22 protein-coding genes are annotated in these 20,519 nt (G+C 68.4%); 7 read left to right on the plus strand and 15 right to left on the minus strand.

The annotated features are described in order from the left end of the window. Positions 1-73 precede the first annotated feature (73 nt). The 3 genes from O3W51_RS31565 to O3W51_RS31575 are packed head-to-tail and all read left to right on the plus strand — an operon-like array spanning position 74 to position 2,503. A complete protein-coding gene (locus O3W51_RS31565; RefSeq protein WP_269287846.1) occupies positions 74-715 on the plus strand; it encodes a hypothetical protein in 642 nt (213 codons plus the stop codon). A 22-nt stretch (positions 716-737) separates the two neighbouring features. Further along, positions 738-1,298: a hypothetical protein gene (locus tag O3W51_RS31570; protein ID WP_269287848.1), complete on the plus strand. Its 561-nt coding sequence runs from the start codon at positions 738-740 to the stop codon at positions 1,296-1,298. After that, positions 1,295-2,503 (plus strand): MAB_1171c family putative transporter, encoded by a 1,209-nt coding sequence (locus tag O3W51_RS31575; RefSeq protein WP_269287849.1) that lies wholly within the window; start codon positions 1,295-1,297, stop codon positions 2,501-2,503. The genes O3W51_RS31570 and O3W51_RS31575 overlap by 4 nt, the downstream gene beginning before the upstream one ends. A 63-nt stretch (positions 2,504-2,566) precedes the next feature. On the opposite strand, the gene O3W51_RS31580 is transcribed toward O3W51_RS31575, so the two are convergent. From O3W51_RS31580 to O3W51_RS31645, 14 genes are all read right to left on the minus strand, one after another. Then, a complete protein-coding gene (locus O3W51_RS31580; protein ID WP_269287850.1) occupies positions 2,567-3,301 on the minus strand; it encodes an alpha/beta hydrolase in 735 nt (244 codons plus the stop codon). Between the two features lie 277 nt (positions 3,302-3,578). Continuing rightward, complete coding sequence (locus O3W51_RS31585; protein ID WP_269287851.1) at positions 3,579-3,908, minus strand: hypothetical protein; 330 nt, start codon at positions 3,906-3,908, stop codon at positions 3,579-3,581. A 26-nt stretch (positions 3,909-3,934) separates the two neighbouring features. Beyond that, on the minus strand, positions 3,935-4,456 hold the full coding sequence (locus O3W51_RS31590) for an NUDIX domain-containing protein (RefSeq protein ID WP_269287852.1): 522 nt from the start codon (positions 4,454-4,456) through the stop codon (positions 3,935-3,937). After that, the gene (locus O3W51_RS31595; RefSeq protein WP_269287853.1) at positions 4,453-6,414 is read right to left on the minus strand and encodes an ATP-binding cassette domain-containing protein; all 1,962 of its coding nucleotides are present in this window, start codon (positions 6,412-6,414) and stop codon (positions 4,453-4,455) included. Before O3W51_RS31595 ends, O3W51_RS31590 begins: the two co-directional genes overlap by 4 nt. Continuing rightward, on the minus strand, positions 6,411-7,460 hold the full coding sequence (locus O3W51_RS31600; RefSeq protein ID WP_269287854.1) for a phosphotransferase enzyme family protein: 1,050 nt from the start codon (positions 7,458-7,460) through the stop codon (positions 6,411-6,413). The genes O3W51_RS31595 and O3W51_RS31600 overlap by 4 nt, the downstream gene beginning before the upstream one ends. Then, positions 7,457-7,897, minus strand: a complete 441-nt coding sequence (locus tag O3W51_RS31605) for an NUDIX hydrolase (RefSeq protein WP_269287855.1) — start codon at positions 7,895-7,897, stop codon at positions 7,457-7,459. Before O3W51_RS31605 ends, O3W51_RS31600 begins: the two co-directional genes overlap by 4 nt. Positions 7,898-7,948: 51 nt before the next feature. After that, positions 7,949-8,740, minus strand: coding sequence for a class I SAM-dependent methyltransferase (locus tag O3W51_RS31610; RefSeq protein WP_269287856.1), 792 nt, complete (start codon positions 8,738-8,740; stop codon positions 7,949-7,951). Beyond that, positions 8,737-9,633 carry an aminoglycoside phosphotransferase family protein gene (locus O3W51_RS31615; RefSeq protein WP_269287912.1) on the minus strand — a complete coding sequence of 299 codons (897 nt, stop codon included), beginning with the start codon at positions 9,631-9,633 and terminating at the stop codon, positions 8,737-8,739. The genes O3W51_RS31610 and O3W51_RS31615 overlap by 4 nt, the downstream gene beginning before the upstream one ends. 51 nt (positions 9,634-9,684) lie before the next feature. After that, positions 9,685-9,852, minus strand: a complete 168-nt coding sequence (locus O3W51_RS31620; RefSeq protein WP_269287857.1) for a hypothetical protein — start codon at positions 9,850-9,852, stop codon at positions 9,685-9,687. Between the two features lie 279 nt (positions 9,853-10,131). Further along, on the minus strand, positions 10,132-11,559 hold the full coding sequence (locus O3W51_RS31625) for a glutamine synthetase family protein (protein WP_269287858.1): 1,428 nt from the start codon (positions 11,557-11,559) through the stop codon (positions 10,132-10,134). After that, complete coding sequence (locus O3W51_RS31630; protein ID WP_269287859.1) at positions 11,559-13,085, minus strand: amino acid permease; 1,527 nt, start codon at positions 13,083-13,085, stop codon at positions 11,559-11,561. Before O3W51_RS31630 ends, O3W51_RS31625 begins: the two co-directional genes overlap by 1 nt. A 99-nt stretch (positions 13,086-13,184) precedes the next feature. Beyond that, positions 13,185-14,144, minus strand: coding sequence for a hypothetical protein (locus O3W51_RS31635; protein ID WP_331284104.1), 960 nt, complete (start codon positions 14,142-14,144; stop codon positions 13,185-13,187). Positions 14,145-14,514: 370 nt separating this feature from the next. Beyond that, positions 14,515-14,709: a DUF2304 domain-containing protein gene (locus tag O3W51_RS31640; RefSeq protein WP_269287862.1), complete on the minus strand. Its 195-nt coding sequence runs from the start codon at positions 14,707-14,709 to the stop codon at positions 14,515-14,517. 314 nt (positions 14,710-15,023) lie between these two features. After that, positions 15,024-15,431: an ATP-binding protein gene (locus tag O3W51_RS31645; RefSeq protein WP_269287863.1), complete on the minus strand. Its 408-nt coding sequence runs from the start codon at positions 15,429-15,431 to the stop codon at positions 15,024-15,026. 195 nt (positions 15,432-15,626) lie between these two features. Here O3W51_RS31645 and O3W51_RS31650 point away from each other — a divergent pair, with 195 nt between their 5' ends. From O3W51_RS31650 to O3W51_RS31665, 4 genes are all read left to right on the plus strand, one after another. Beyond that, positions 15,627-17,141, plus strand: a complete 1,515-nt coding sequence (locus O3W51_RS31650; RefSeq protein WP_269287864.1) for a helix-turn-helix domain-containing protein — start codon at positions 15,627-15,629, stop codon at positions 17,139-17,141. 4 nt (positions 17,142-17,145) lie between these two features. Further along, positions 17,146-17,859, plus strand: coding sequence for an HAD family hydrolase (locus O3W51_RS31655; RefSeq protein WP_269287865.1), 714 nt, complete (start codon positions 17,146-17,148; stop codon positions 17,857-17,859). Positions 17,860-18,136: 277 nt separating this feature from the next. After that, positions 18,137-18,760 (plus strand): 2'-5' RNA ligase family protein, encoded by a 624-nt coding sequence (locus tag O3W51_RS31660; RefSeq protein WP_269287866.1) that lies wholly within the window; start codon positions 18,137-18,139, stop codon positions 18,758-18,760. Positions 18,761-18,850: 90 nt separating this feature from the next. Beyond that, positions 18,851-19,510 carry an HAD family hydrolase gene (locus O3W51_RS31665; RefSeq protein WP_269287867.1) on the plus strand — a complete coding sequence of 220 codons (660 nt, stop codon included), beginning with the start codon at positions 18,851-18,853 and terminating at the stop codon, positions 19,508-19,510. A gap of 49 nt (positions 19,511-19,559) precedes the next feature. On the opposite strand, the gene O3W51_RS31670 is transcribed toward O3W51_RS31665, so the two are convergent. After that, positions 19,560-20,513, minus strand: coding sequence for an FAD-dependent oxidoreductase (locus tag O3W51_RS31670; RefSeq protein ID WP_269287868.1), 954 nt, complete (start codon positions 20,511-20,513; stop codon positions 19,560-19,562). Between the last annotated feature and the right edge of the window lie 6 nt (positions 20,514-20,519).

Raw genomic sequence — 20,519 nt, forward strand, 5'->3', positions numbered from 1 at the left:
TATCCTAGACAGAAGATCGAACAGATTGTCTACGAGTATCAACCGTGATGAATATCGAAGGGGAGGAGCTACCGTGACCCATACCCACGGAACGCAGACTCCGGACGAGGCGCACGAGCTGCCTGCCAGGAGCACCTTCGCCGAGCGCCTGGACTTCTTGTGCACTCACGACCCGCGGGGGCCGCTCAGCAGCCCGCAGGTTGTGCAGATGCTGGAGGAGCAGGGCCTTCCCAGCTTCTCCAACACCTACATGTGGCAGCTGCGTACGGGTCGGGCCGACAACCCGACGAAGAAGCATATGGACTCGCTCGCGGACTTCTTCGGGGTGCCGCGGGACTACTGGTCCAACGCCGCCACGGCCAAGGTCGTGGACACGTTGATCGCCCAACTCAATGGGTTCAAAGCCGGCGGGGCGACCCCCGAGACCCTGCACAAGCAGCTCGCCGGATTTACCCGGCGGATGAGCGAAGGCGATGCCCCCGAGGCCCTGATGGCGCAGTTGGACGAGCTGGCCCGGCTGAATCAGCATGGGGTGAGCGCGGATATGCTCAAAAGCCTCCAGGACGCGCGCGTCACCAGCATCGCCATGCGGGCGGTCGGTCTCAGCGACGCGGGCCTATCCACCGTCAAGTCCTTCATCGAAAACTTCCGCCTAGCCGAAGGGTTGCCGGCCGAACCGCACACCCCGACCAAAGGCGATCCGGGGGCCATCTGACAATCAGCACGAGGAGCGATCCATGAGGCGCCGCTCACGCCGCACCGGCCGAGACGAGGAATCGACACTGGCGCAGCCAGTCCTCGACAAGTGCCGTAGCTTCGTCCGGTCTCTGGATCTTCCTCGCGTCGAAAGCGTTCGCGAGCTGCACGACTACGTCGAGAAGCTGATCGGCGAGCCTGTCATCATCTCGCCGACCATGCCCGCCGATGGGGGCACCCCCTGCGGCCTGGTGGTCAAGGTCGCCGGTGTGAACTACATCGGCTACGACCCGGGCACTAGCCCGTCTCACCAAGATCACATCATTGCCCATGAGTTCGGTCACCTTCTCAAGGGACATCGGGGCAATCAGGTGGCTCCGGCCTCCGCGGCCGGGATCATCCTGGGAGACCTCGACCCCGAACTGATCCAGATGGTTCTCTGCCGGGCCCGGTACGACGACGAGCAAGAGTTGGAAGCCGAGATCATCGGCACCTACTTGCAAACGTACGTCCGCCACAGGAACAGCACTCCTGCCACGCAGGGGGCGGACGCGGACCGGGTCATGCAAACCCTCATACGAAGAAAGAACAACGCACAGTGAGCGCGCTGCACCCCTACTGCCTGGCCATATCCAGCCTGGGATTCGTCCTGTTGCTCTGGGGTCTGAAAAGCAACAAGACGAAGACGAATCCGGCGCTCCTGCTGCTGGCGTTGACCTATCTGGCTTCGGCCGTCAGCTTCATCATCGAGATGCCGCCGATCTGGTCCCGCATCGACAGCACCTTCGGCGTCGCCAACATTGCCGTCCCGCTCTCTATGAGCTGGGTCGTGCTGGTGTGCACGTGCCAGACCAGCGTCATCGCCTACTGGGCCTACGCCCCCGGCCGAGCCCGCCGCGCGGCGAAGTGGTTCTTCGCAGCCGGCGCTGTCGTCATCGCCGGCCTGATGGTGACGTTCTTCCAGATCCCCATCGACGACTTCTCCACCTATCAGGTTCGTGAGTGGTCCTACGCCTCGTACCTGAGCATCTACATCACCGCCTACACCGCCGCCCAGGCGTACCTCACGATCCAGTGCTGGAAACTCGCGCGCCGCGTGGGCGTCCCCTGGGTCGCCTGGAGCCTGCGCATCATCTCCGTGGGCGCCCTCATCACCATTGGCCAGAGCATCATCCGCTCCGCGAACCTCCTCGGCATGGCCGACGTGAAGTGGCTCGATCTTGCGTGGCTGTGCGGCGACCTCGGCGCGCTCCTGACCAGCGTCGGCTATCTCCTGCCCACCCTCGTCGACCGCGCCCGTGAAACCTACACATGGGCCAACGAGCACTACACCTACCAGCGCCTCGGTCCCCTGTGGGAAGCCCTCCGCGCCGCTTCCCCGGAGATCACCGCCGTCGAAGCCCCGCCCCAGCGCAGCACCTTCCTGCGCCTGCGATCGATCAACTTCGCCCTCTACCGGCGCAGCACCGAGATCCGCGACGGCATGATCGAACTCCGGCCATACCTGGGCGCCAGCGCCCGCGGTTCCGCCGAAACCCGCCACGCGCAACTCCCCGCTGCTGAATGCGCCGCCGCGGTGACCGCCGAGCAGATCCACCATGCGCTACGCGCCCACCAGGAAGGTCACCCGGCCACGACCCCGGTCGAGTACGCCGACGCCCGGGTGCCGGCCGACACCGCTGCACAGGAGATGCGGCTCCTTCTGCGCATTGCCGCCCACTTCAAGAGCCAGGCCGCGGCTGCTGCCGCAGCACCTGGCTCTTCATTGGCGCCCGCAGCCGGCTGGCCCGCATTGGATCGCACCTGAGCACGTCAATTCAGGTCAGCTGCCCCCCGACCCGGAAACCCGCGGGTCGGGGGGCACGTGGATTTACAGGGCCTCGCCGCCGCGCACCGCCGATTCGACCAGCCGCACCGCGGCCCGAAGACCTCGCTGGGCACCCTCCGACCACGACGGCACGCACCGTTGCGCCGCCACGTCGTACTCCATACCCAAAATCCCCGCGTGATCGGTGTCCACCGGCTCCCAGTGCACCGGCCATCCCCGATCGAGAACTGCCCCCGCGAATTTCTGCGACTCCCGCCAGTCCAGAACGTCGTCCGCCGTCCCGTGCGACAACCACACAGGTACCGGCGACGCGGTTGTCCCAGCCAGTTCCTCGACCGGTGGGGTCCCTGAAGAACGCGCCACCAGGTCGTAGCGCCCGGCCAGACCGACCACCGCCAGCGGGCGCCACCCGTCCACCAGGTCCGGACGGAACGCCATCGAAACCGCCGGCCCCGCCCCCGCTGACCAGCCGACTGTCACCAGCCGCCCATCGCCCCCGTACTCGGTAGCGTGCTTCCGCACGTACTCCAGCGAACCGAGCAGGTCCCCTTGCCCGCCGTCCTTCGCGTCCGACTGCCAGTCCGCAGCGAACGCCGGGATCCCCAAGCCAGCAAGTTGCTCCGCGACAACGCCCATGACGTCCCGCTCGTTCGGCCCCAGCCCGTGCCACAGCAGAACGCCGGGCCTCGCTGCTGCACCGACGCGTACGGGCTTGTACGCATCGACCGCCTTGCCCCGGCTCGTCGAAACCGTCACCCGCTCCACGCCGTCCACCACGTTAATTCCCATGCTCGATGCTCATCGTTCCTTGGCTCTGCTTGTGGCCGGCGCTCAGCTCATCGTGGTCAGCATGAGCCCGAAGCACGCACCAGAGTACGAACCCGGCTGCGCCTACACCAAGATCACGAGCCATGACCTCGGTTCCACCGCGCAGACGATCGAGAGCAGCGTCTATCGCACGGCAGTCGGCGGGCCGCTACGCCCTGATGACAGGCGGCCCCCGGGCAGCGCCGCAGACCGGCGCGAAGTCCGTGCACTCGCCCTGACACGTCAGTTAGACGTCCATACCCTGCAGGCGGAACCGCGCCTTTACCGCCTCATGGCCCTTATAGGTCTTCCAGTGAGGGTGCTCCACAAGACGGACTGCTAGCTCCCGCTCGCGCGCCGCAACTGCGTCCACTGCGGCGCCCGCCTCTTGGGTCCAGCCCTCGTGCGCGGCAACCACCCGACCATTGACCAGGTAGGGCTCTGGCATCGGACTAGTGCGGTGCGGCAGCCCGGCGATCAGCGCAAGCCGTTCGGCCCGCGCCGCGATCAACTCTCGCTGCGCTTGAACCAAATCGCCGGGAAACTCGGAAGCAGGGGATGCGGCTTCAGGGGGCACGTAGTCGAGCGTACGCTCGAATCCCGCTACCCCAGTGCACCACACCGGCACACGTTCCGATCTGCGGAATGTGAAGCGGCGGCCCGCGGCCATGTCTCCTCCTCGTTCCGAGTGCTGGCGACGATTCCTGCGGCTGGTGTCATCCGGTAGGTGTGGACGGGCGGCAGACCGGTGAGGAGACCGGGCCACCAGGCGGCGAGGACGTGGGCTGAGGGTGTGAACAGCGGATCAGGCAGCCGTTCCGGATCCTGCCAGACCCATTCGGTGATCAGCTGTGGCTCGGTGACCTGCGGAATGCCGGTGTAGGCAGGGATGTGAACAGCGGCGGTGAGGCGGGGGATGCCGCGCGTGGCGTCCAGCAGCACCGCGAGGACCTGCAGGTCGCCTGGATCGGCGATCAGGGAGGTTTCCTCGGCCAGTTCGCGAACGGCGGCAGATTCGAGGGACTCCGCCCCGTCGGCCTTGCCACCGGGTAGTTCCCACCCTCGGCGCCGGCCGTGGCCAAGCAGGGCATGGGTGGCTCCTCCTCGTCGTGTTGGGACGGTCAAAACAGCGCGTGCTGCTGCGGCGCGGCATCATCGATTGCGCCGGCCGGTGCGGGGATACGGACCGTCCGGTCGTTCTGCAGGGTCCACAGCTCTTTGAACGGGCCCTCCTCGGCCACGAGCTGGGAGAAGCTGCCCTGCTGGACGATGCGTCCCTTGTCCAGGACTACGATGCGGTCGGCGATGGCGACGTTGGTCAGGCGGTGGGTGACCAGCACGACGGCACGGTCCGCGGCCAGGCGCCGCAGGCCGGTGAAGATCCGGTGCTCGGCCCTCGGGTCTAGGGCGGCGGTCGGCTCGTCCAGTACGAGCAGGCCGGCGGGGCGGTGGAAGGCGCGGGCCAGTGCGACGCGCTGCCATTGCCCGCCGGACAGTTCCTGTCCGCCCCACCATTCGCGGGCCAGCAGGGTGTCCAGGCCGTTGCGCAGTTCGGAGATGACCTCGTCGGCGCCGGAGGCGTGAGCTGCGGAGTGGACGGCGGCGTCACAGTCGGGCAGCGGCTGGCCGAGGTTGATGTTCTCCCTGGCCGACAGCGGCCAGGAGGCGTAGTCCTGGGGGACGACGGCGACGCGGGACCAGGCCGCGTGCGCGTCGAGGTCGCGGGTGTTGTGCCCGTCCCAGCTGACGGTGCCGCCGCCGTCGGGGTCGGGGAGGTAGAGGGCGGAGAGCAGTTTGCTGAGGGTGCTCTTGCCGGAGCCGTTCTCCCCGCACAGCGCCAGCACCTCGCCCTGGCGTACCTGCACGCTCACGTGCTCCAGGGCCGGGCGGTCCGCGCCGGGGTAGGTGTAGGTGAGGTGGTCGGCGCGCACCACCGTGGGGCCGGTGGGGATGGTGGTGCCGCGCTCCAGGCGGTGGCCGCCGGCTTCGTCGAGGAAGTCCGCCCAGTCGTCGAGGTACAGGCCGGTGCGGAAGAGCTGGGTGCCATAGCCGACGATGCCGTGCAGGGAACTCAGTACCGTGCGCAGGGCGAAGATCGCGGTTCCGGCGGATGCCACCGACATGTGGCCGGTCGCCATCAGGGCCACCAGGGCTGCCCACACGATCCCGGCGGCCAGGCCGCCGACCGCCGCTCCCAGCAGGGAGATCTTGCCGCTGTTCCAGGCGGCTCGGTCGGTCTCCTGGTCGATGCGCGCACCGGCGGCGCGGTACTTGGCGAGCAGGAACGGAGCCATGGTGCCGGAGCGGATCTGGTCGGCGGTCTGCTTGTCGACCAAGTACCAGCGCAGCATCCCCAGCAGCCTGCGGTCCTTGGATGTGGTCAGCGAGGCGATGTAGTTCAGGCGCGCGGCCCGTATGCTGGCCAGCCCCGGCGGCAGCGCCGCCAGCACCAGCAAAGGCAGTAAAACCGGGTTCAGCGCGGACAGCACGCCAGCGGCGGCGATCAGGGAGGCGGCTGCGGCCAGGACGCCCTGGGACTGGGTGAGCAGGTCCCGGGAGACCTCCGCGCCCCGGTCGGCGGCGTCCCATCGGTCGTTGAAGCCGGGGTTGTCGTAGGCGGCCAACTCCGCGTTGGTCGCGGCGTCCAGCAGCTTCATTTCGGCCTCGCGGGAGATCCGCGGAGACAGCCTTGCGGACAGGGCGGTGATCGCGATGCCCAGGATCGCGCGCAGTCCCATCGCCCCGGTGAGGGCCAGGATCGAGGGCAGCGCGGTGGTGAGACGGTCGGTGATGTGACCTGAGGCGATCAGGGCGGTGATGGTGCCGGTGGTGGCCAGCAGCCCAAAGGCTTCCAGCACTCCGGAGGCGACCTGGCAGATCAGCAGGGCGGTCACGGACCGGCGATCGACCTGCCAGGCTAACGCCAGGGAGCGGCGGATGAGCTGCGGCAGGCGGCGGGCCATCGCCCGCGTGGTGATGGCGCGTGCTGCGGCCATCGACTTGTCGCCTGCGAAAGCGAGGTGCAATTCCTCGTCCGGCGGGTCCTGCGACTCCGCGGATTCCTGGGTGGTCTGGTCGGTCATCGGGGGCCTGCCTTCGGCTCGGTGAGGAAGGCCAGCGCGTACTCCATGGCGTCGAGCCCGACGAGCAGTCGACTAACGGTGGCGTTCTTGTCGTTCCAGTACGCCCCCAGCCCGGCCCGGACATCCGCTGGCACGTCGAGGTCGTCGGTGACCGCGCCGAAGGTGCTGAACAGGAAATACAGCAGGGCGACGCGCGCGGTGGCGATCAGGTCGGCGGCTGGTATGCCCGGGTTCTCGTCGCGGTAGGCGCCGATCGTGACCAGGGCGGTGTCCTGCCAGGTCGCGGAGTGGGCGACGGTCAGTGGGTCGAAGGCGATCCGGCCCAGTTCCCAGGCGGCCGGCCCGGACAGGGCCTGGAAGTCGATGACGGCCGTGACCTGCTCGTGTGCGATGAGAATGTTGGGGCGGGTGAAGTCACCGTGCAGCGCCTGCTCGGCCAGATGATCGGGCAGGGCCTTTTGCAACAGGCGGCTGTGGGTGAGGAGATCCTCCCGGCGCTGGGCCAGCTGGTCGGACCGCAGGTCTCCGGTCGGGCCCGGCTGTTCCCGCAGGTGCCCTTGCAGGCGCTCGCAGGTGGCTGCTACGGGTTCCGGGCTCTGGTCACGCCAGGGTGTGAGACGGCGCCGCAGGGGGCCCGGGTATTTGGCGGCGGCGCGGTGCAGCCGTCCGAGGGTCGCGCCGATGCTCTCCGCGCGCGCCACCGTTAGGGGTGTGGTGGCGGTGTGTCCGGCCACCTCGTCTATGACGCACCACGCGTCCTCGGCGTGCCAGGTCACGGGCTCGCCGTCGCGGTCGCACCAGATCCCGGGCGTGGGCACGGCCGCTTCTTGGCAGTACGCGGCGAAGGCGAGGGCGGATCGCACGGCGGTGGTATCGGTGTCGTGGCGGTAGCGTTTGACGAAGACCCGGGCGCCGCCGGCCAAGTGCACGCGGGCGTTGCGGGTTTCGGTTCCCGTCGCCTCCCGCTCCACGCTCTCGGCCCGCACCCCGTATCGGGCGGCGAGCATCTCCACCACCTGCCGTCGGCCGTCGGCGGGGCCGGTCATCCCTGCCACCCGACCACGGACAAGGGCCGGCCAGCCCGGACCGCGGCCAGGGCCACGGCCGTGTACGCAACGAGCAGCTTCGGCAGCGTATCCAGCGGCCAGAACCGTAACTCGGCGCACTCGTGCTGCTCGGCATTGATCAACACGCCCGCGTAACGTCGCGGCTGGAAGAACAACTGCAACCGGCCCTGCCCGTCCTCGGCGTCGCAGTCGCGCAGGGCGTGGACCAGGTCGAGGTCCTCCTCAGCGATTACGATGCCGAGTTCCACTTTGGCTTCCCGGGCCAGGCCCGGCAGCACCGACTCGCCCCGCTCCAAAGGTCCCGCAGGGGCGTGCCAACTGCCGTCCTCCCAGCCGGTCGGCGTGCGACGGCCGAGCAGCACCCGGTTGCCGTGGATCAGCACCAGGTGGACGCCGATTGCGGTTCGGTGAACCATCCGTTTCCCCCTACTCCCTATGGTCGGTTGTCCATGTCGTGTGCGGGCCGTTCAGGCGGGTCGGCGTCCGAGGTGGATGACGAAGGTGTTGTCCTCGATGAAGGTGTCGGTGTCGCTGAAGCAGCCCAAGACCTGCCGCACCGCCGCCTCGAAGTGGTCGCGCCGGTCTCCGAACAGGTGCGGTGCGGCAAACGAGGTGGAGTACAGGTAGCCCAGGACGCCGTCGGCGGACCAGGCGCGGCGCACCGGCACAAAGCTCTCGGTGACGTCGCTGAACGCGGAGGCCCGCAGCGTCTGCCCGAACGGCTCCGGGGTAGCGGGGAACACGCCGCTTCCGGCGCGCCGTTGGGGTCCGAGGAAGTCCTGGACCACGCTGCGTACCGCCTGTTGCCAGGGGTTGGTGGCCGTCCACAGGCTGCGGTCGGCCAGGACCGCAACCGCCCCATCCGGCGCCACATGCTGGTTGAGGCGGGCCAGGACGGCAGGCCGGTCGAGCCAGCGGAAGACGCGGCAGATCGTCACCAGGTCCGCCCGCCAGCCCGGCGGCGGCAAGAACTCCTCGGCCGCACCGTGGCACAGCGACAGCCGGACGCCGGCGGGAAGGCGCCACCGCAGGTCCGTCTCGGCGATCGCCAGCATCTCCACGTCGGTGTCGAGGGCGATGATGTCGTCGAACCGGTCCAGCAGGGCCTTCACCGCCAGCCCCGTGCCAGTTCCCAGATCAAGCAGCCGTCGCGGCCGGGACGATGGGGAGCCCGCCCCCGCCAACAGGGCGACGGCTTCTGGTGGCAGGCCCGGCCGGTAGCGGCCGTAGTACCCGGCGCTGCCCTCGAAGACATTCACGCGCCGCTCACCTCCCCCTCGCCGCAACTGACAGTGGTGGCGTGCTCGGCGCGCAGGGCGTCGAGCATGGTCAGGGCCTGCTGGACGACTTCATCATCGTGATGATCCAGGCCCCAGCGCAGGGCGCTCACGGCGTCTAGGGCGGCGTACGCGGAGCACGACCGGCGCTCACCGTCGGTCAGTGCCCGCCCGTAGCCCTGGTAGAACGCGAAGCGCAGATCCGGCCGTCGGGCGAAGACCCGGTACTCCAGCCGCGACAGATCCCGGCGGGCGGCGCTTTCGATGCCGGTCCGCTCGAAGTCGATGATGTGCAGGCGCTCGGCATGCGGGTCCCAGAGCCAGTTGCGGGGCACGTAGTCCGCGTGCGCCACGACCTCGGGCAGCGGCGGGGGCGGCTGCTGGGTGAGGGTGCGCAGCATGGCGACATCGTGAGGGGGCAGGATCCGTGCCGCGTTGCGGAGCATCGTGGCTGCCTCCGCCTCCCACCCGGCCTCGTCGGCGCGGTCGGCTGGCGCGGGGAGAGCGATGGCGTGGAGGCTGGCGAGGAGTTCTCCGGCCTGCCGGAATGCCTCCCACTCGCTGTCCAACTCCAGCGGCAGGTCGTGGAGGCTGCGACCGGGGACGGAGGTGAGGACAATGGCCCGAGTGACGGGGTCAGCGGCCAGGAGGGTCGGGGCCCGGCCCGTGCCGAGGGCTGCCGTCCAGTACCGGTAGGCGAAGGTTTCCCGGCTGTAGCCCTGGGGGCCGGCATGGTCCTTCACGAACAGGCGGCGCCCGCTGGTGGCTTGGATTTCCCACACGGCCGGACGGCCCGGTCCTGCCCAGGAGCGCTCGGCGGTGATCGTGAACGATCCGATGACGGAGACGACAAATCGTCGCACCGGAGCTGGCATGTCGGTCACAAGGGTCCTTGGTCAATACGGAGTAGAAGGGCGGGGTGGTGGTTACCGGGGTGACCCGTTGTCCGACAAGTGGGCCGGCTCGCCGTCCTGGTCGTCGGCGGGCGGTGGAGGCTGGCCAGGGCTCTGGGCGAAGCAGCTGGCGGTGGCGAATAGCGCAATGCTGGCGAACGCGACGCTGGAGAGCACCGCGGTGACCTCAGCACTACTCACCCCCGGTCACCCCCTCCTGGCCACGTGGTGTGCGCGGATCCAGGCACGGGGATCGGCCTCCGACGCTGCCTGCGGCCACGACGGCGCGCCCGGGGTGGCACGGCGACGGGCACCTGATGGGGTGGCGAAGCGGCAGGCGGTGGCGGGGTCAGGTTCGGCCTCAGGGGCACGCCGTCTTCCGCCAGTTGGGGTCGAAAGGTTGCGGGGATTCCACGGGGTGACTCCAAATTGCTTGGGGTGATCGCGTCCCCAGCGGGTGCGGGCGGGGGGTGTGCCCGCTCAGGCGCGGGTGAACCACCGGTGCCGGTCGACGTCGGTGACGGCGAAGCGGTGCGCGGCGTCTTCGACCTGCCCGAGGCGGGCATAGTGCGCGACCACGGCAGTGCCGAACGCCCGCTGAGCGACCGGGTGCTGGTTAAAGGCGGTGAGCGCGTGATCGAGGGTGGTGGGGAGCGGCGGCGCGTCGGTGGTGTCGTAGGCGTTGCCGGTGCACGGCGGTGGGGGCTTCAGTTCGTGGTCGAGCCCGTGGGTGATGCTGGCCAGGGTGGCGGCGAGGGCGAGGTAGGGGTTGGCGTCCGCGCCTGGCAGCCGGATCTCCAGGTGCAGGCCGTCGCCGTGGCCGACGACGCGCACCGCGCAGGTGCGGTTGTCGATACCCCAGGTGAAGTGGGCCGGCGCGAAGGAATTGGGCGCGGACCGTTTGTAGGAGTTGGCGTTCGGTGCGTACAACGGCGCGAGACCGGGCAGCGCATCGAGCAGCCCCGCAATGGCCTGCTCCGCCGGCTGCGACAGGCTGCCGTCGGGGCCCGCCAGCACCGGATGACCGTCCTTCCACACGGACACGTGCAAGTGCAGGCCGCTGGCAGTGCCGGTGACCGGAGCGGCCATGAAGGTCGGTGCCATGCCGGCGCGCTGACCCATCAGCCGCACGGCATGCTTGAAAACCAGATGCCCGTCGCAAGCCGCCAGCGCGTCACCGTACGGGAAAGTCACCTCGACCTGACCTGCGGCCCCCTCGGTCTTGATCGCCTCGACCGGCAGACCCGCACCGGACAGGGCCGCCTGAAGGCGCCGGAAGAACCGATCGGTGCCCGGATCATGGTCCAGGGCGTAGTCCAGGTTCTCCGCCGTGATCGGTTGGAGACCGTGGTGGCCGGACGCGGCGGCCTGCGCGTAGGTGCCCCGGTAGAGGACGAACTCGCTCTCCAGGCCGGTCTTGACCTGCAGGCCCTGGGCGGCGATTCGTGCCAGTTGGCGCTGCAGCATCCGGCGCGGGGACACCTCGACCAGATGCGCGTCGGGGTCGACGGCGTCGGCGAGGACCAGCGCGGTACCCGGCATCCAGGGCAGGACCCGCACGGTGGACAGGTCGGGGATGACCCGCAGGTCCTGGTAGCCGGTCTGCCAGGAAGCCAGCTCGAACCCGTCGACCGGGGTCATGGCGATGTCGGTGGCCAGCACGTAGGCGCAGACCTCCGCACCGCCCTCGGCAACGCGGTCGACGAAGTGCCGCGCGTGGTATCGCTTGCCCTTCAGCCGGCCCTGCAGATCGGGCAGGGCGAGCAGCACGGTATCGATCCGGCCGGAAGCCACGTGGTCGCGCAGTTGGGCCAGGGTGAGCTGGCCGGTCGGGCGGCGCCCGCCCGCCACCTGGGGCAGAAGGTCCGGGCGGGACGCGGGGCCGCTGCGCGCGGTCGTGCCGGCCATCAGACGATCTCCGCTTCCAGCTTCGCCATCTCCCGGTCCGCAGCCACGGTAGGAACCTCGTAGCCGCGCCCGGCAATGCGCCACCAGAACGCGGCCAGCGCCAGCACGACCACCAGCGCAATGGGCGCGTAGTTGAAGGAGGCCACCGAGACCAGGCTGTGCTCGGGGCGGGTCTGCGGCAGGCAGAACAGCACCGTCACGAAGACCACCCAGACCACGGCCACCCAGCCGATCAGTACGCCCCAGCGGCCCAGGTTCCACGGGCCGGGAGTGAAGCGGCGACCAGCGCGCAGCCGCAGATAGATGGGGATGGCATAGGCGGGCGTGATCCCGATGACATTGATCGCCGTCACCGCCCCGTATGCGACCGTGCTGTACAGGGCGGGCAGGGCGAGCAGCGCGGCGACCGTCACCGACAGCAGCACCGCCCGGGTCGGCGTGCCGGTACGAGAACTCACCCGCCGCCAGTGCCGGGAGCCGGGCAGAGCGCCGTCGCGGGAGAACGCGAAGACCATCCGGGAGCAGGCGGCGACCTCGGCGTTTCCGCAGAACAGCTGGGCCACGATCACGATCAGCAGCAGGCCCTTGGCACCGGAGGTGCCCAGGGCGTCGAGGAAGATCTGCGCGGGCGGCACCCCGGTCGCCGAGCCTTGGGTGCCGGCATAGTCCTGGATGGCGAACGTCAGACCGGCCAGCAGCACGAACCCCGCCAGCCACGACCAGGCGATCGAGCGGACGATGCCACGCGGGGCGCTGGTCTGGGCATCGGTGGTCTCCTCCGACAGGTGCGCGGAGGCGTCGTAGCCACAGAACGTGTACTGCGCCAGCAGGAGCCCGATCATCACAACGTACAGGTTGGAGTGCCAGCCGGTGCCGTTGACGAACGTCGTGAACACGAAGTGCGCCGACTGATGGTGGGCGGGCACCAGCGTCAACGCGGTAACGATCACCCCGACACCGGCCAGATGCCACCACACGCTGATGGAGTTCAAGACGCTGACCAGCCGGACACCGAACAGGTTCAACGCCGCATGCACGGCCAGGATCACCAGATAGATCACCATGATCGACTGCGGGGTGGGCCCGAACCCCCACTGCAGGTTCGCGAACGCCCCCATGAACAACGCGCACCCATAATCGATACCGGCGATCGCCCCGAGCAGCCCGAGGAGATTGAGCCAGCCGGTGTACCAGCCCCAGCGGCGCCCGCCGAGCTGGTCGGCCATGTAGTACAGGGCGCCGGAGGTCGGGTACGCGGAGGTGACCTCGGCAAGCGCGGCGCCGACGAACATCACCATCGCGCCGACCACGATCCAGCCCCACAACATTACCGCCGGGCCGCCCGCGCCCATCCCGAACCCGTACAGCGTCATGCACCCGGACAGCACCGAGATGACGGAGAAGGAGATGGCGAAATTGCCGAACGCCCCCATCCTCCGGGTGAGGACCGGCTCGTAGCCAAGATCGCGCAACAGGGCATCATCATCCGACAACCGGGTAGGGCCGGATCGTGGCGTGGGGGACATGGAAGGACCTCCGGAACAAGAGTGGAGAGGAGAAAAGGGATAGAAGAGGCGCTGAGCTGGGGCGGTCGGGTTGCGGTCGTGGCGACGGCGGGCGGCGGGTCAGCGGTGCGGACCGGCGCGGGCCGCGTCTTCGGTGGCGGCCAGCGCCTGGCCGCGGGCTCGTACGAATTCCGCCTCTGCCAGATCTGGGCGGCCCGGGTCGTCGGTGACGTACGCCCACGGGAGCCGGGCGGCGTACGGTCCCAGCGCGGTGAACACCTCTGCGGCATCGGTGAACTGGTGGGCCGCCCATAGGGCATGGGCGAGGTAGTTGAGATCCAGTACCGACCGGGCCACGGGTAGCGGATGGCGGAACCAGCCGTTCAGAGCTCGCTGCACATCGAGGACGATGGGTTCTTGGCCCCATTGCCGGCGCATCAGCCGTTCCTCTGCACCACGAGCCCGCTGGCTGCGGTAGTTCTCGGCATAGGCATACAGCGGCAGCACCGACACCGCCGTCCCCGGCGGCGCCCACGAACCCACCCAGCGCGCGAAATCCAGAGCCACCGCCTGCGAGCCAACTGCCTGCGCGTGCAGGAACTGCAGCACCCGGTGATATGCCTCCCGGCTGCACGGGTCACGGGCATTGACCTGATCGAGCAGACGCCACGGCCCCAGCGGCAACATCGGCTCCGTGGGCCGCACCCGATGCTCCACCCGCCGCAGCCCCCGATCCAGCTGCGCCAACGCCAGCAGGCACACCCACGGCACCGGATCAGCCCGCGCCAGATCGGCCGCGATCAAGGACGCCTCCCGCGCCTCCCACGCCAGCGCCTCGGTGCTGCCATGCCCGGCCCGGCCCGCGTGCAAGGCCCGCTCCACCGCGACCCGGGCCCGCATCACCTGCGCGTCCTCGCTCCCCGGCTCCTCGACCAGCCACGCCTGCACCACACCCGACCTCGCCGCTGCTGCCGCCAGCACCTGGGAACGCGACGTTCGCAGGTCCCATTGGGTCCCGGTCCGCGCCAGCAGATCCCGTATCGCCATCCACCGGCCCGTCCCCACCTCCTCCAGCGCCACCCGCAGCTCGGCATCATGGCCCGCGGGGTGATAGACGGGCCGGAACTCACCCCGGCCGGATGACGCACCTCCGCCCCGCATCAGCCCACCCAGCCAGTCAGGACTCGCCGTAACGAGCGGGACGAGGAGCACGAGGTCCTGGAGGCTGTGACCCGTCCGCGAGCGCCGTCCAGGAGACAGGCCGCAGCTACGCCCGCCGCCGAGTTGCTGGTCTGGCACGCAGCCAGAAGCTGCGGAATCTGCATCATCAGTCGGTCCTCGGGTCGACGGTGAGTGGGGAGAAAGGGGGCCGTCCCCGGGGGCGAACGCTCAGCTACTGCCGTGGGGGTGCACCAGCAGCTGAGCGCCCGGCCCACCGGGGGCGGCCGGTCTAGAAGTGCAGGCCGGCGATCACGCTGGCGAGGTTCGCGACGCCCTTCGTGATCGCCGGCGCAGCCCGGGAACTAGCCAATTCGAAGCCGAGCAGCGCACACACCACCGCGGGAACCGGCTTCACGGCCTTCTGACGGATCAGCAGGACGACAACGATCAGCAGCAGAATGACCAGCGAGACGCTCAGCGCCACAAGAGCTCCTCCTTCCGGGTATGCGATCAGCGGACCCCAGGACGAAATGTTTCGGGGCTCACCGTCTGGGGGCCGGCCCTCGGCCACGGGCAAGGGCCTTGGGTGGCCGTCCCGCACTCGCGCGATCTTGGAGAGTGCGGGACGGCCGGAAGGACGCAGGCCCTACAGGGGTGGGCGTCCTGATCGATGCCCAAGACCTACGTCCCCCGCCTCGCTCGCTGGTGCGAGGAGGCGGTCGTTCCCTCACTGCGGGCCGTCGGGCGAGAGGAAATCGCCCGTGGAGCGTCCGCGGCAGGGAGGCTTTGCGCCCTGGACTACGGGCTGTGAAGTTCGAACCAGACGTACTTGCCGCCCGTTGAAGGAAACGAACATCCCCAGGCCGATGCCAGCGCGTCGATCAAGGACAGGCCACGGCCCCCATTGCTCACCGTCGAGTCCGGTCCTATCAGTGCGGGCAATGGTGTCGGGTCCGCATCGTGGACCTCAATCCGCAGGATGGGGGGCTCCCAGATGGCCACCACGCCCACGTCCATCACTCCGTCGACATGGCAGATCGCATTGGTAACGGCCTCACTCACCAGCAACTGGGCGCTATCGACGAGGTCGTCGGTATGCCACAAGTGGAGATCGTCAGCCAACTGCCGCCGTACCGAGGCCACGGATCGTGGTTCCGGCGACATCGACATCGACAGTCGCTGGGCCGACTGTCCGGTGGTGAGCATCAGACCCCCTGAGGTCGATCGCGAGCCCCAGAGGTCGTGAGGTTGTCGGCTCACGGGTTGAGGCACTAGTGACGGCCCATCAACCATGTGTGAGGATCGGGGTTTCTGCACATTCGCTGGGTGATATCGCGGGAGTGATATCCATTCGCTCAAGGCTGCACCGCTCATCCGCGTGTCCGCCGGCAGGAGGTTGGAATGGCCGCCGAGGTCGGACGCCGGTGCGTGCAGTGTGACGGTCTGCTGAGCCGGTACAACGACGCCGACCGGTGTGCGGCCTGCACACGGCTTGAGGCCGCTCTCGTGCCGGAATTGCCGCGCGTTCCGTCCAGGGTCTGGCGCGATCCGGCAGTCCAGGGTGCCCTTGCAGCCTGGGACTTCGGCCTGGCCAGTCGCCTGATTCGTCAGCGTTCATCACTCCGGCAGGAAGACCTCGCAGGACTCACGGGCCTGAGTCAGGCGTTCCTTTCTATGCTGGAATCCGGCTCGCGCCGGCTCACCAACATCGACAAGATCATTGCCTTCCTGGGTGGACTCGAGGTGCCCAGCCATCTCGTCCAGGTGCCGATCCCAGGACGTCCATCCCGCGCAGTGCCTTTGCCACCGCGACCCCAGAGCGAGGACCAGGATCCGGCGCTGCCGTGGACGGCCGGCCGTATGGTTGCCACGTTGAACGACGCGGTTGGAGGCCGGTCCGTGGAACGTCGCAGTTTCCTCGCGGTGAGCGGTATGGCGTTAACCGCCTATGTCCATCACTGGAGTACCGCCGATGCGGAGCCCCTGGAGCGCGCAGTGGATGGCAGCAGCGTTTCTGCCGCACTTGTGCTGCATCTTCAGGGCACGATTGATCATCTGCGGACGATGGACGCGAGTGCCGGCAGCGGCAGTCTCGCGCAGCTCGGCAGCGCACACCTGGCACTTCTTTCGACGACCTTGAAGCATGGAACCTACGGGGCGGCCATCGGTCGCCAACTCGCGGGTATCGCGGCCGATACTGCGGCACAGACCGGCTGGTTCTATTTCGACTCCGGGCAGCACGATCTCGCGCAGCAGTACCTCCTGGCCTCCTTGCGCGCAGCTCACGCGTCCGGTGACCCCAGGCTCGGAGCGGCGGCTCTGTCCTACCTCGCCATTCACAGCTACTCCACCGGGCACCCGCGGGACGCGGTCTCGGCCGCGCAGGCCGCACGGGAGAAGACCAAGTCGTTGGGGACCACAGCGCTCCACGCAATGCTGCTGACGCGCCAAGCCCGGGGGCACGCCAAGCTCGGTGAAGAGCAGGCAGCATGGCGGGCTCTCGAGCAGGCAGCGGAGTTGTGCGCCAAGGGCCGCTCCGAGCAAGATCCACACTGGTTGTACTGGATCAACGAAGGCGAGATCCACGGCCAGGCCGGCAGCTGCCACCTCGACCTCGACAATCCGATCAAGGCCATGGAGAGCCTCGGAGCGGCACAAGCTGCTTTGAACCCGGCCGATCGGCGTACCCGTGCTCTGTTTCTCACCCGAGCTGCCACGGCACAGGTGCGCACCGGCGATATCGAAGCGGCCTGCGCCACCGCCCACGAAGCCATCTCGCATGCCGAACACCTGCAATCCGCTCGATTGAAGGACCACCTCACCTCCTTGACCACCGAACTCAGGACCGCCGGGCCCAACGCGTACGCTCACGACGTGATCGAACGCGCTGCCACCGTCTCGCGGACGGAGACCTGACACTGTGGCCAACCCGTCGCTGATTCTGTGGGACATCGACCGAACCTTGCTCTATGTCGGAGACTTCGACCGCCAGGTCTACCGCGAGGCGTTCGCCGAGGTCGTCGGCCGCCCGGCCGAGCAGCTGCCCGCGCGGGGCACCGGCGTCACCATGCCCCTTGCCATCCGCGAGCTGCTGCTGACCAACGGCGTGCCTGCGGAATCGGTCCCCGACCTCCTCCCCGCCATGGTGGAACTTCTGCCGAAGTACCTCTCGGGCTATGCAGCCGAGATGAAGCGGACGGGCACGCTCATGCCGGGAGCGGAAGACGCTCTGCGGGCCGTCCAAACGACCCCTGGACTGATCCCCACGGTGGTCACCGGCAACCTCAAGCCGAACGCGATGATCAAGCTGCGCGCATTCGAGCTGGACGCCTACGTCGACATGGACATCGGCGGCTTCGCCTCCGATGATCATGACCGTCCCGCACTCGTCCGCATCGCCCAGAGCCGAGCCCAGACTAAGCACGGTGTGGAGTTCACCAGGGCAAACACCGTCATCATCGGTGACTCGCTCGAAGACGTACGGACTGGCTTGCTCGGCGGTGCACCCGTCATCGGCGTGGCATCCGGAAAGACGACGAGCGAGGAGCTCTTGGCGGCCGGGGCAGACATCGTTTTCTCCGATCTACGCAACCTGGACGATTTGCTGGCGGCCATCGCCGCGCTGACTGGGTGAGGCGCCCAGGGAAGGCGGCGCAGCTGCGCTAGCAGCCGCGTCCGCCGGAGATGCTGGAGTATGCAGAGGCGCTGCGTACATGGCGGTCCCGGCCAGCCTCGTATGCCATTTGCGACCCAGCCCTTCCGCCGTAAATGGAACATCACGGAGGAGTTCGGTGCATCCAGTCCAGCCTTCGGCCCGATCTGCAACTTTTCCCGCCGAGGGGCCTCCGTCACTGACGGATCCACACGCGATCGCCGAGCATGAATGGGCCGCCTTCTCCAGCTTGTCCGAAATGGGCAACCATTGGCAGCGGCCAGGTTGGGGGCCGAACACCCGGCGCTACTACTGGTTCCTCACCGTGGACCACGCACCGAAGGTCGCGGAACTGGCCCGGCGCTGTCAGGAGCCGCTGGAGGGCGCTGGCTTCGACATCGTCCCGACTGAGGGCCTGCACATCACCATCTGCCGCATCGGTGACCAGCACGACGTCACCGAGCAGACCCTGAAGAATCTCGTGTCAGCCGCCCAGTCCCGGTGTCGCTCGCTCCCTGCGTTCGATCTCCAGGCAGTCCCGGTGGCCGGCTCTCGCGGAGCCGTGCGGCTGAGCCTCGCCCCATGGGCGCCGCTGCTCGCGCTCCACCAAGCTCTGGCCACCGCCTGCGTGGACACGGGTCTCAAACAGCACCAACCAACGCACGACTTCCGCCCGCATCTAGGCGTCGCCTACTGCAATCAAGAGACAGAAGCCTCACGCGTCCGCAAGAAGATCCAAGAACTACGCAACGTAGAGCCGCAGCAGTTCACCGTCCGCGAAGTCCAGCTGGTCGAGCTACGCCGCGAGAGTCGGGTCTACCGCTGGGACGTGATGCACTCCACCCCCTTGCACTCAGCAACTGTCCCTCTCGGGACGACCTGATGTGGACGACATCGCTGGGACGGGGAGCCATCCGCTCGGTGCCATCGGGAGCGCGTTGCGGAGTTGCCGAAAAACCATACGCTGCCGTTCATGATTCGTGCTGTCGTGTTCGACGTTGGTGAATGCCTGGTTAACGAGACCCGCGAGTACGGCACGTGGGCGGACTGGTTGGAAGTTCCCCGGCATACCTTCGCCGCGATGTTCGGAGCTGTCATCGCGCAGGGTCGGGACTATCGAGAGACGTTCCAGGAGTTCCGGCCAGGCTTCGCCCTGACCGAGGAGCGAGAAAAGCGTGCTGCGGCGGGAAAGCCGGAGTGGTTCGGCGAAGACGACCTGTACGCCGACGTGCGGCCTGCGCTCACCGCGCTGCGCGAGGTCGGGCTGTGGGTCGGCATCGCAGGGAATCAGACTGTCCGCGCCGGCGGCCTTCTGCGCGGCCTGGACCTGCCTGCCGACATGATCGCCACCAGCGATGACTGGGGCGCGTCCAAGCCGGATGTGAAGTTCTTCGAGCACGTCATCGACGCGACCCCGGCCGAAGCGGGCGAGATCCTGTACGTGGGAGACCGACTCGACAACGATATTCGCCCGGCCGTCGAGGCCGGTCTCCTCACCGCTTTGATCCGGCGCGGCCCGTGGGGCACCATCCAGCAACGTGATCCCGATGCCGACCGGATCACCACGATGCGGATTGACTCGCTCGCCGAACTGCCGGAGAAGATCGCCAAATTCAACGCTGCAGCGCGCTGACCGTTGCACCCCAGCCGTCTTTGCCCGTCCGCGACCTCTCAGTTGAAGATCACTTCCTTGTCCACAGCCTGCGGACGTCGCGGGCGCAGCCCCAGGACAGGGTGACCCCAGCGCCGCCGTGACCGTAGTTGTGGATCAAGAGCGTGCCGTCTGGGAGAGGCGCGGCTTCGACGCGGACGCGATCGCGGGTAGGGCGGGCGCCGATCCGGTGTTCGAGGACGCGCGAGTTCGCGAGCCTGGGCTCTACCGCGATGCAGCGGGTCAAGATGCCCGCTGCGGCTTCGGTATCTCCATCGAGGCTCGTGTCTCCGTCGATGGCGGTACCGCCGAGAACCACGGTGTCACCGTGCGGGTAGATGCAGAGCAGGTCAGGCGAGGCTCCGGTGTCCTCGGAGAAGAACTCGGTCAGCCCTGGGTTGGTGACAACGACGTGCTGGCCGCGGATCGGCCTGACGTTGGGATCAGGAATCAGCGCCCGGGAGCCCAGGCCAGCGCAGTTGATGATCGCCGAAGCGGGGCCGGCCTCCGAGAGCGAGCGCAAGGTGCGCTGCTCGACGCCGCCCCCGGCTGCCTGCAGCCGCCGCTGGAGATAGTCCAGGTAGACCGGCATGTCGATCAACGGCACGGTAAATCGATAGCCGGAAGCGAATCCCTCGGGCAGTTCGGCGGCATCGCACGGGTGGAAGCCAGGCAGGGCAGTGGCCCAGTCGGGCGCGGCCTCGGCATGACGGGAGGCTTCGATGCCGCTGGTCATCCGGACACCGGTGGCCGGGTCCGATGCCAGTGTTTCGAATTCGGCCAAGGAGTCGCGGCTCCACTGGTCGACCTTGTCCTTGGGCTCGACCAGGTATGGCCCCCACATGGCGCCCGCTGCCAGCGAAGTTGGTCCAGGCAGCTGATCTGCGATCACCTCCACTGCCGCCCCGGCTTCGGCCAGCAGGACGGCGGTCGTCAGTCCGGAGACACCGGCCCCGACCACAACAACGCGCTCGTTTCGGGTCATGGAACC

Source organism: Streptomyces sp. H39-C1, from assembly GCF_027158125.1.
GTDB classification, from domain to species: domain Bacteria; phylum Actinomycetota; class Actinomycetes; order Streptomycetales; family Streptomycetaceae; genus Actinacidiphila; species Actinacidiphila fildesensis.

Coding starts and splice junctions, on each gene's coding strand:
- O3W51_RS31615 (WP_269287912.1), bottom strand. CDS start 9,633: ATGCCAGCTCCGGTGCGACGATTTGTCGTCTCCGTCATCGGATCGTTC.
- O3W51_RS31625 (WP_269287858.1), bottom strand. CDS start 11,559: ATGGCCGGCACGACCGCGCGCAGCGGCCCCGCGTCCCGCCCGGACCTT.
- O3W51_RS31670 (WP_269287868.1), bottom strand. CDS start 20,513: ATGACCCGAAACGAGCGCGTTGTTGTGGTCGGGGCCGGTGTCTCCGGA.
- O3W51_RS31645 (WP_269287863.1), bottom strand. CDS start 15,431: ATGCTCACCACCGGACAGTCGGCCCAGCGACTGTCGATGTCGATGTCG.
- O3W51_RS31630 (WP_269287859.1), bottom strand. CDS start 13,085: ATGTCCCCCACGCCACGATCCGGCCCTACCCGGTTGTCGGATGATGAT.
- O3W51_RS31660 (WP_269287866.1), top strand. CDS start 18,137: ATGGGCAACCATTGGCAGCGGCCAGGTTGGGGGCCGAACACCCGGCGC.
- O3W51_RS31650 (WP_269287864.1), top strand. CDS start 15,627: ATGGCCGCCGAGGTCGGACGCCGGTGCGTGCAGTGTGACGGTCTGCTG.
- O3W51_RS31665 (WP_269287867.1), top strand. CDS start 18,851: ATGATTCGTGCTGTCGTGTTCGACGTTGGTGAATGCCTGGTTAACGAG.
- O3W51_RS31605 (WP_269287855.1), bottom strand. CDS start 7,897: ATGGTTCACCGAACCGCAATCGGCGTCCACCTGGTGCTGATCCACGGC.
- O3W51_RS31570 (WP_269287848.1), top strand. CDS start 738: ATGAGGCGCCGCTCACGCCGCACCGGCCGAGACGAGGAATCGACACTG.
- O3W51_RS31595 (WP_269287853.1), bottom strand. CDS start 6,414: ATGACCGACCAGACCACCCAGGAATCCGCGGAGTCGCAGGACCCGCCG.
- O3W51_RS31600 (WP_269287854.1), bottom strand. CDS start 7,460: ATGACCGGCCCCGCCGACGGCCGACGGCAGGTGGTGGAGATGCTCGCC.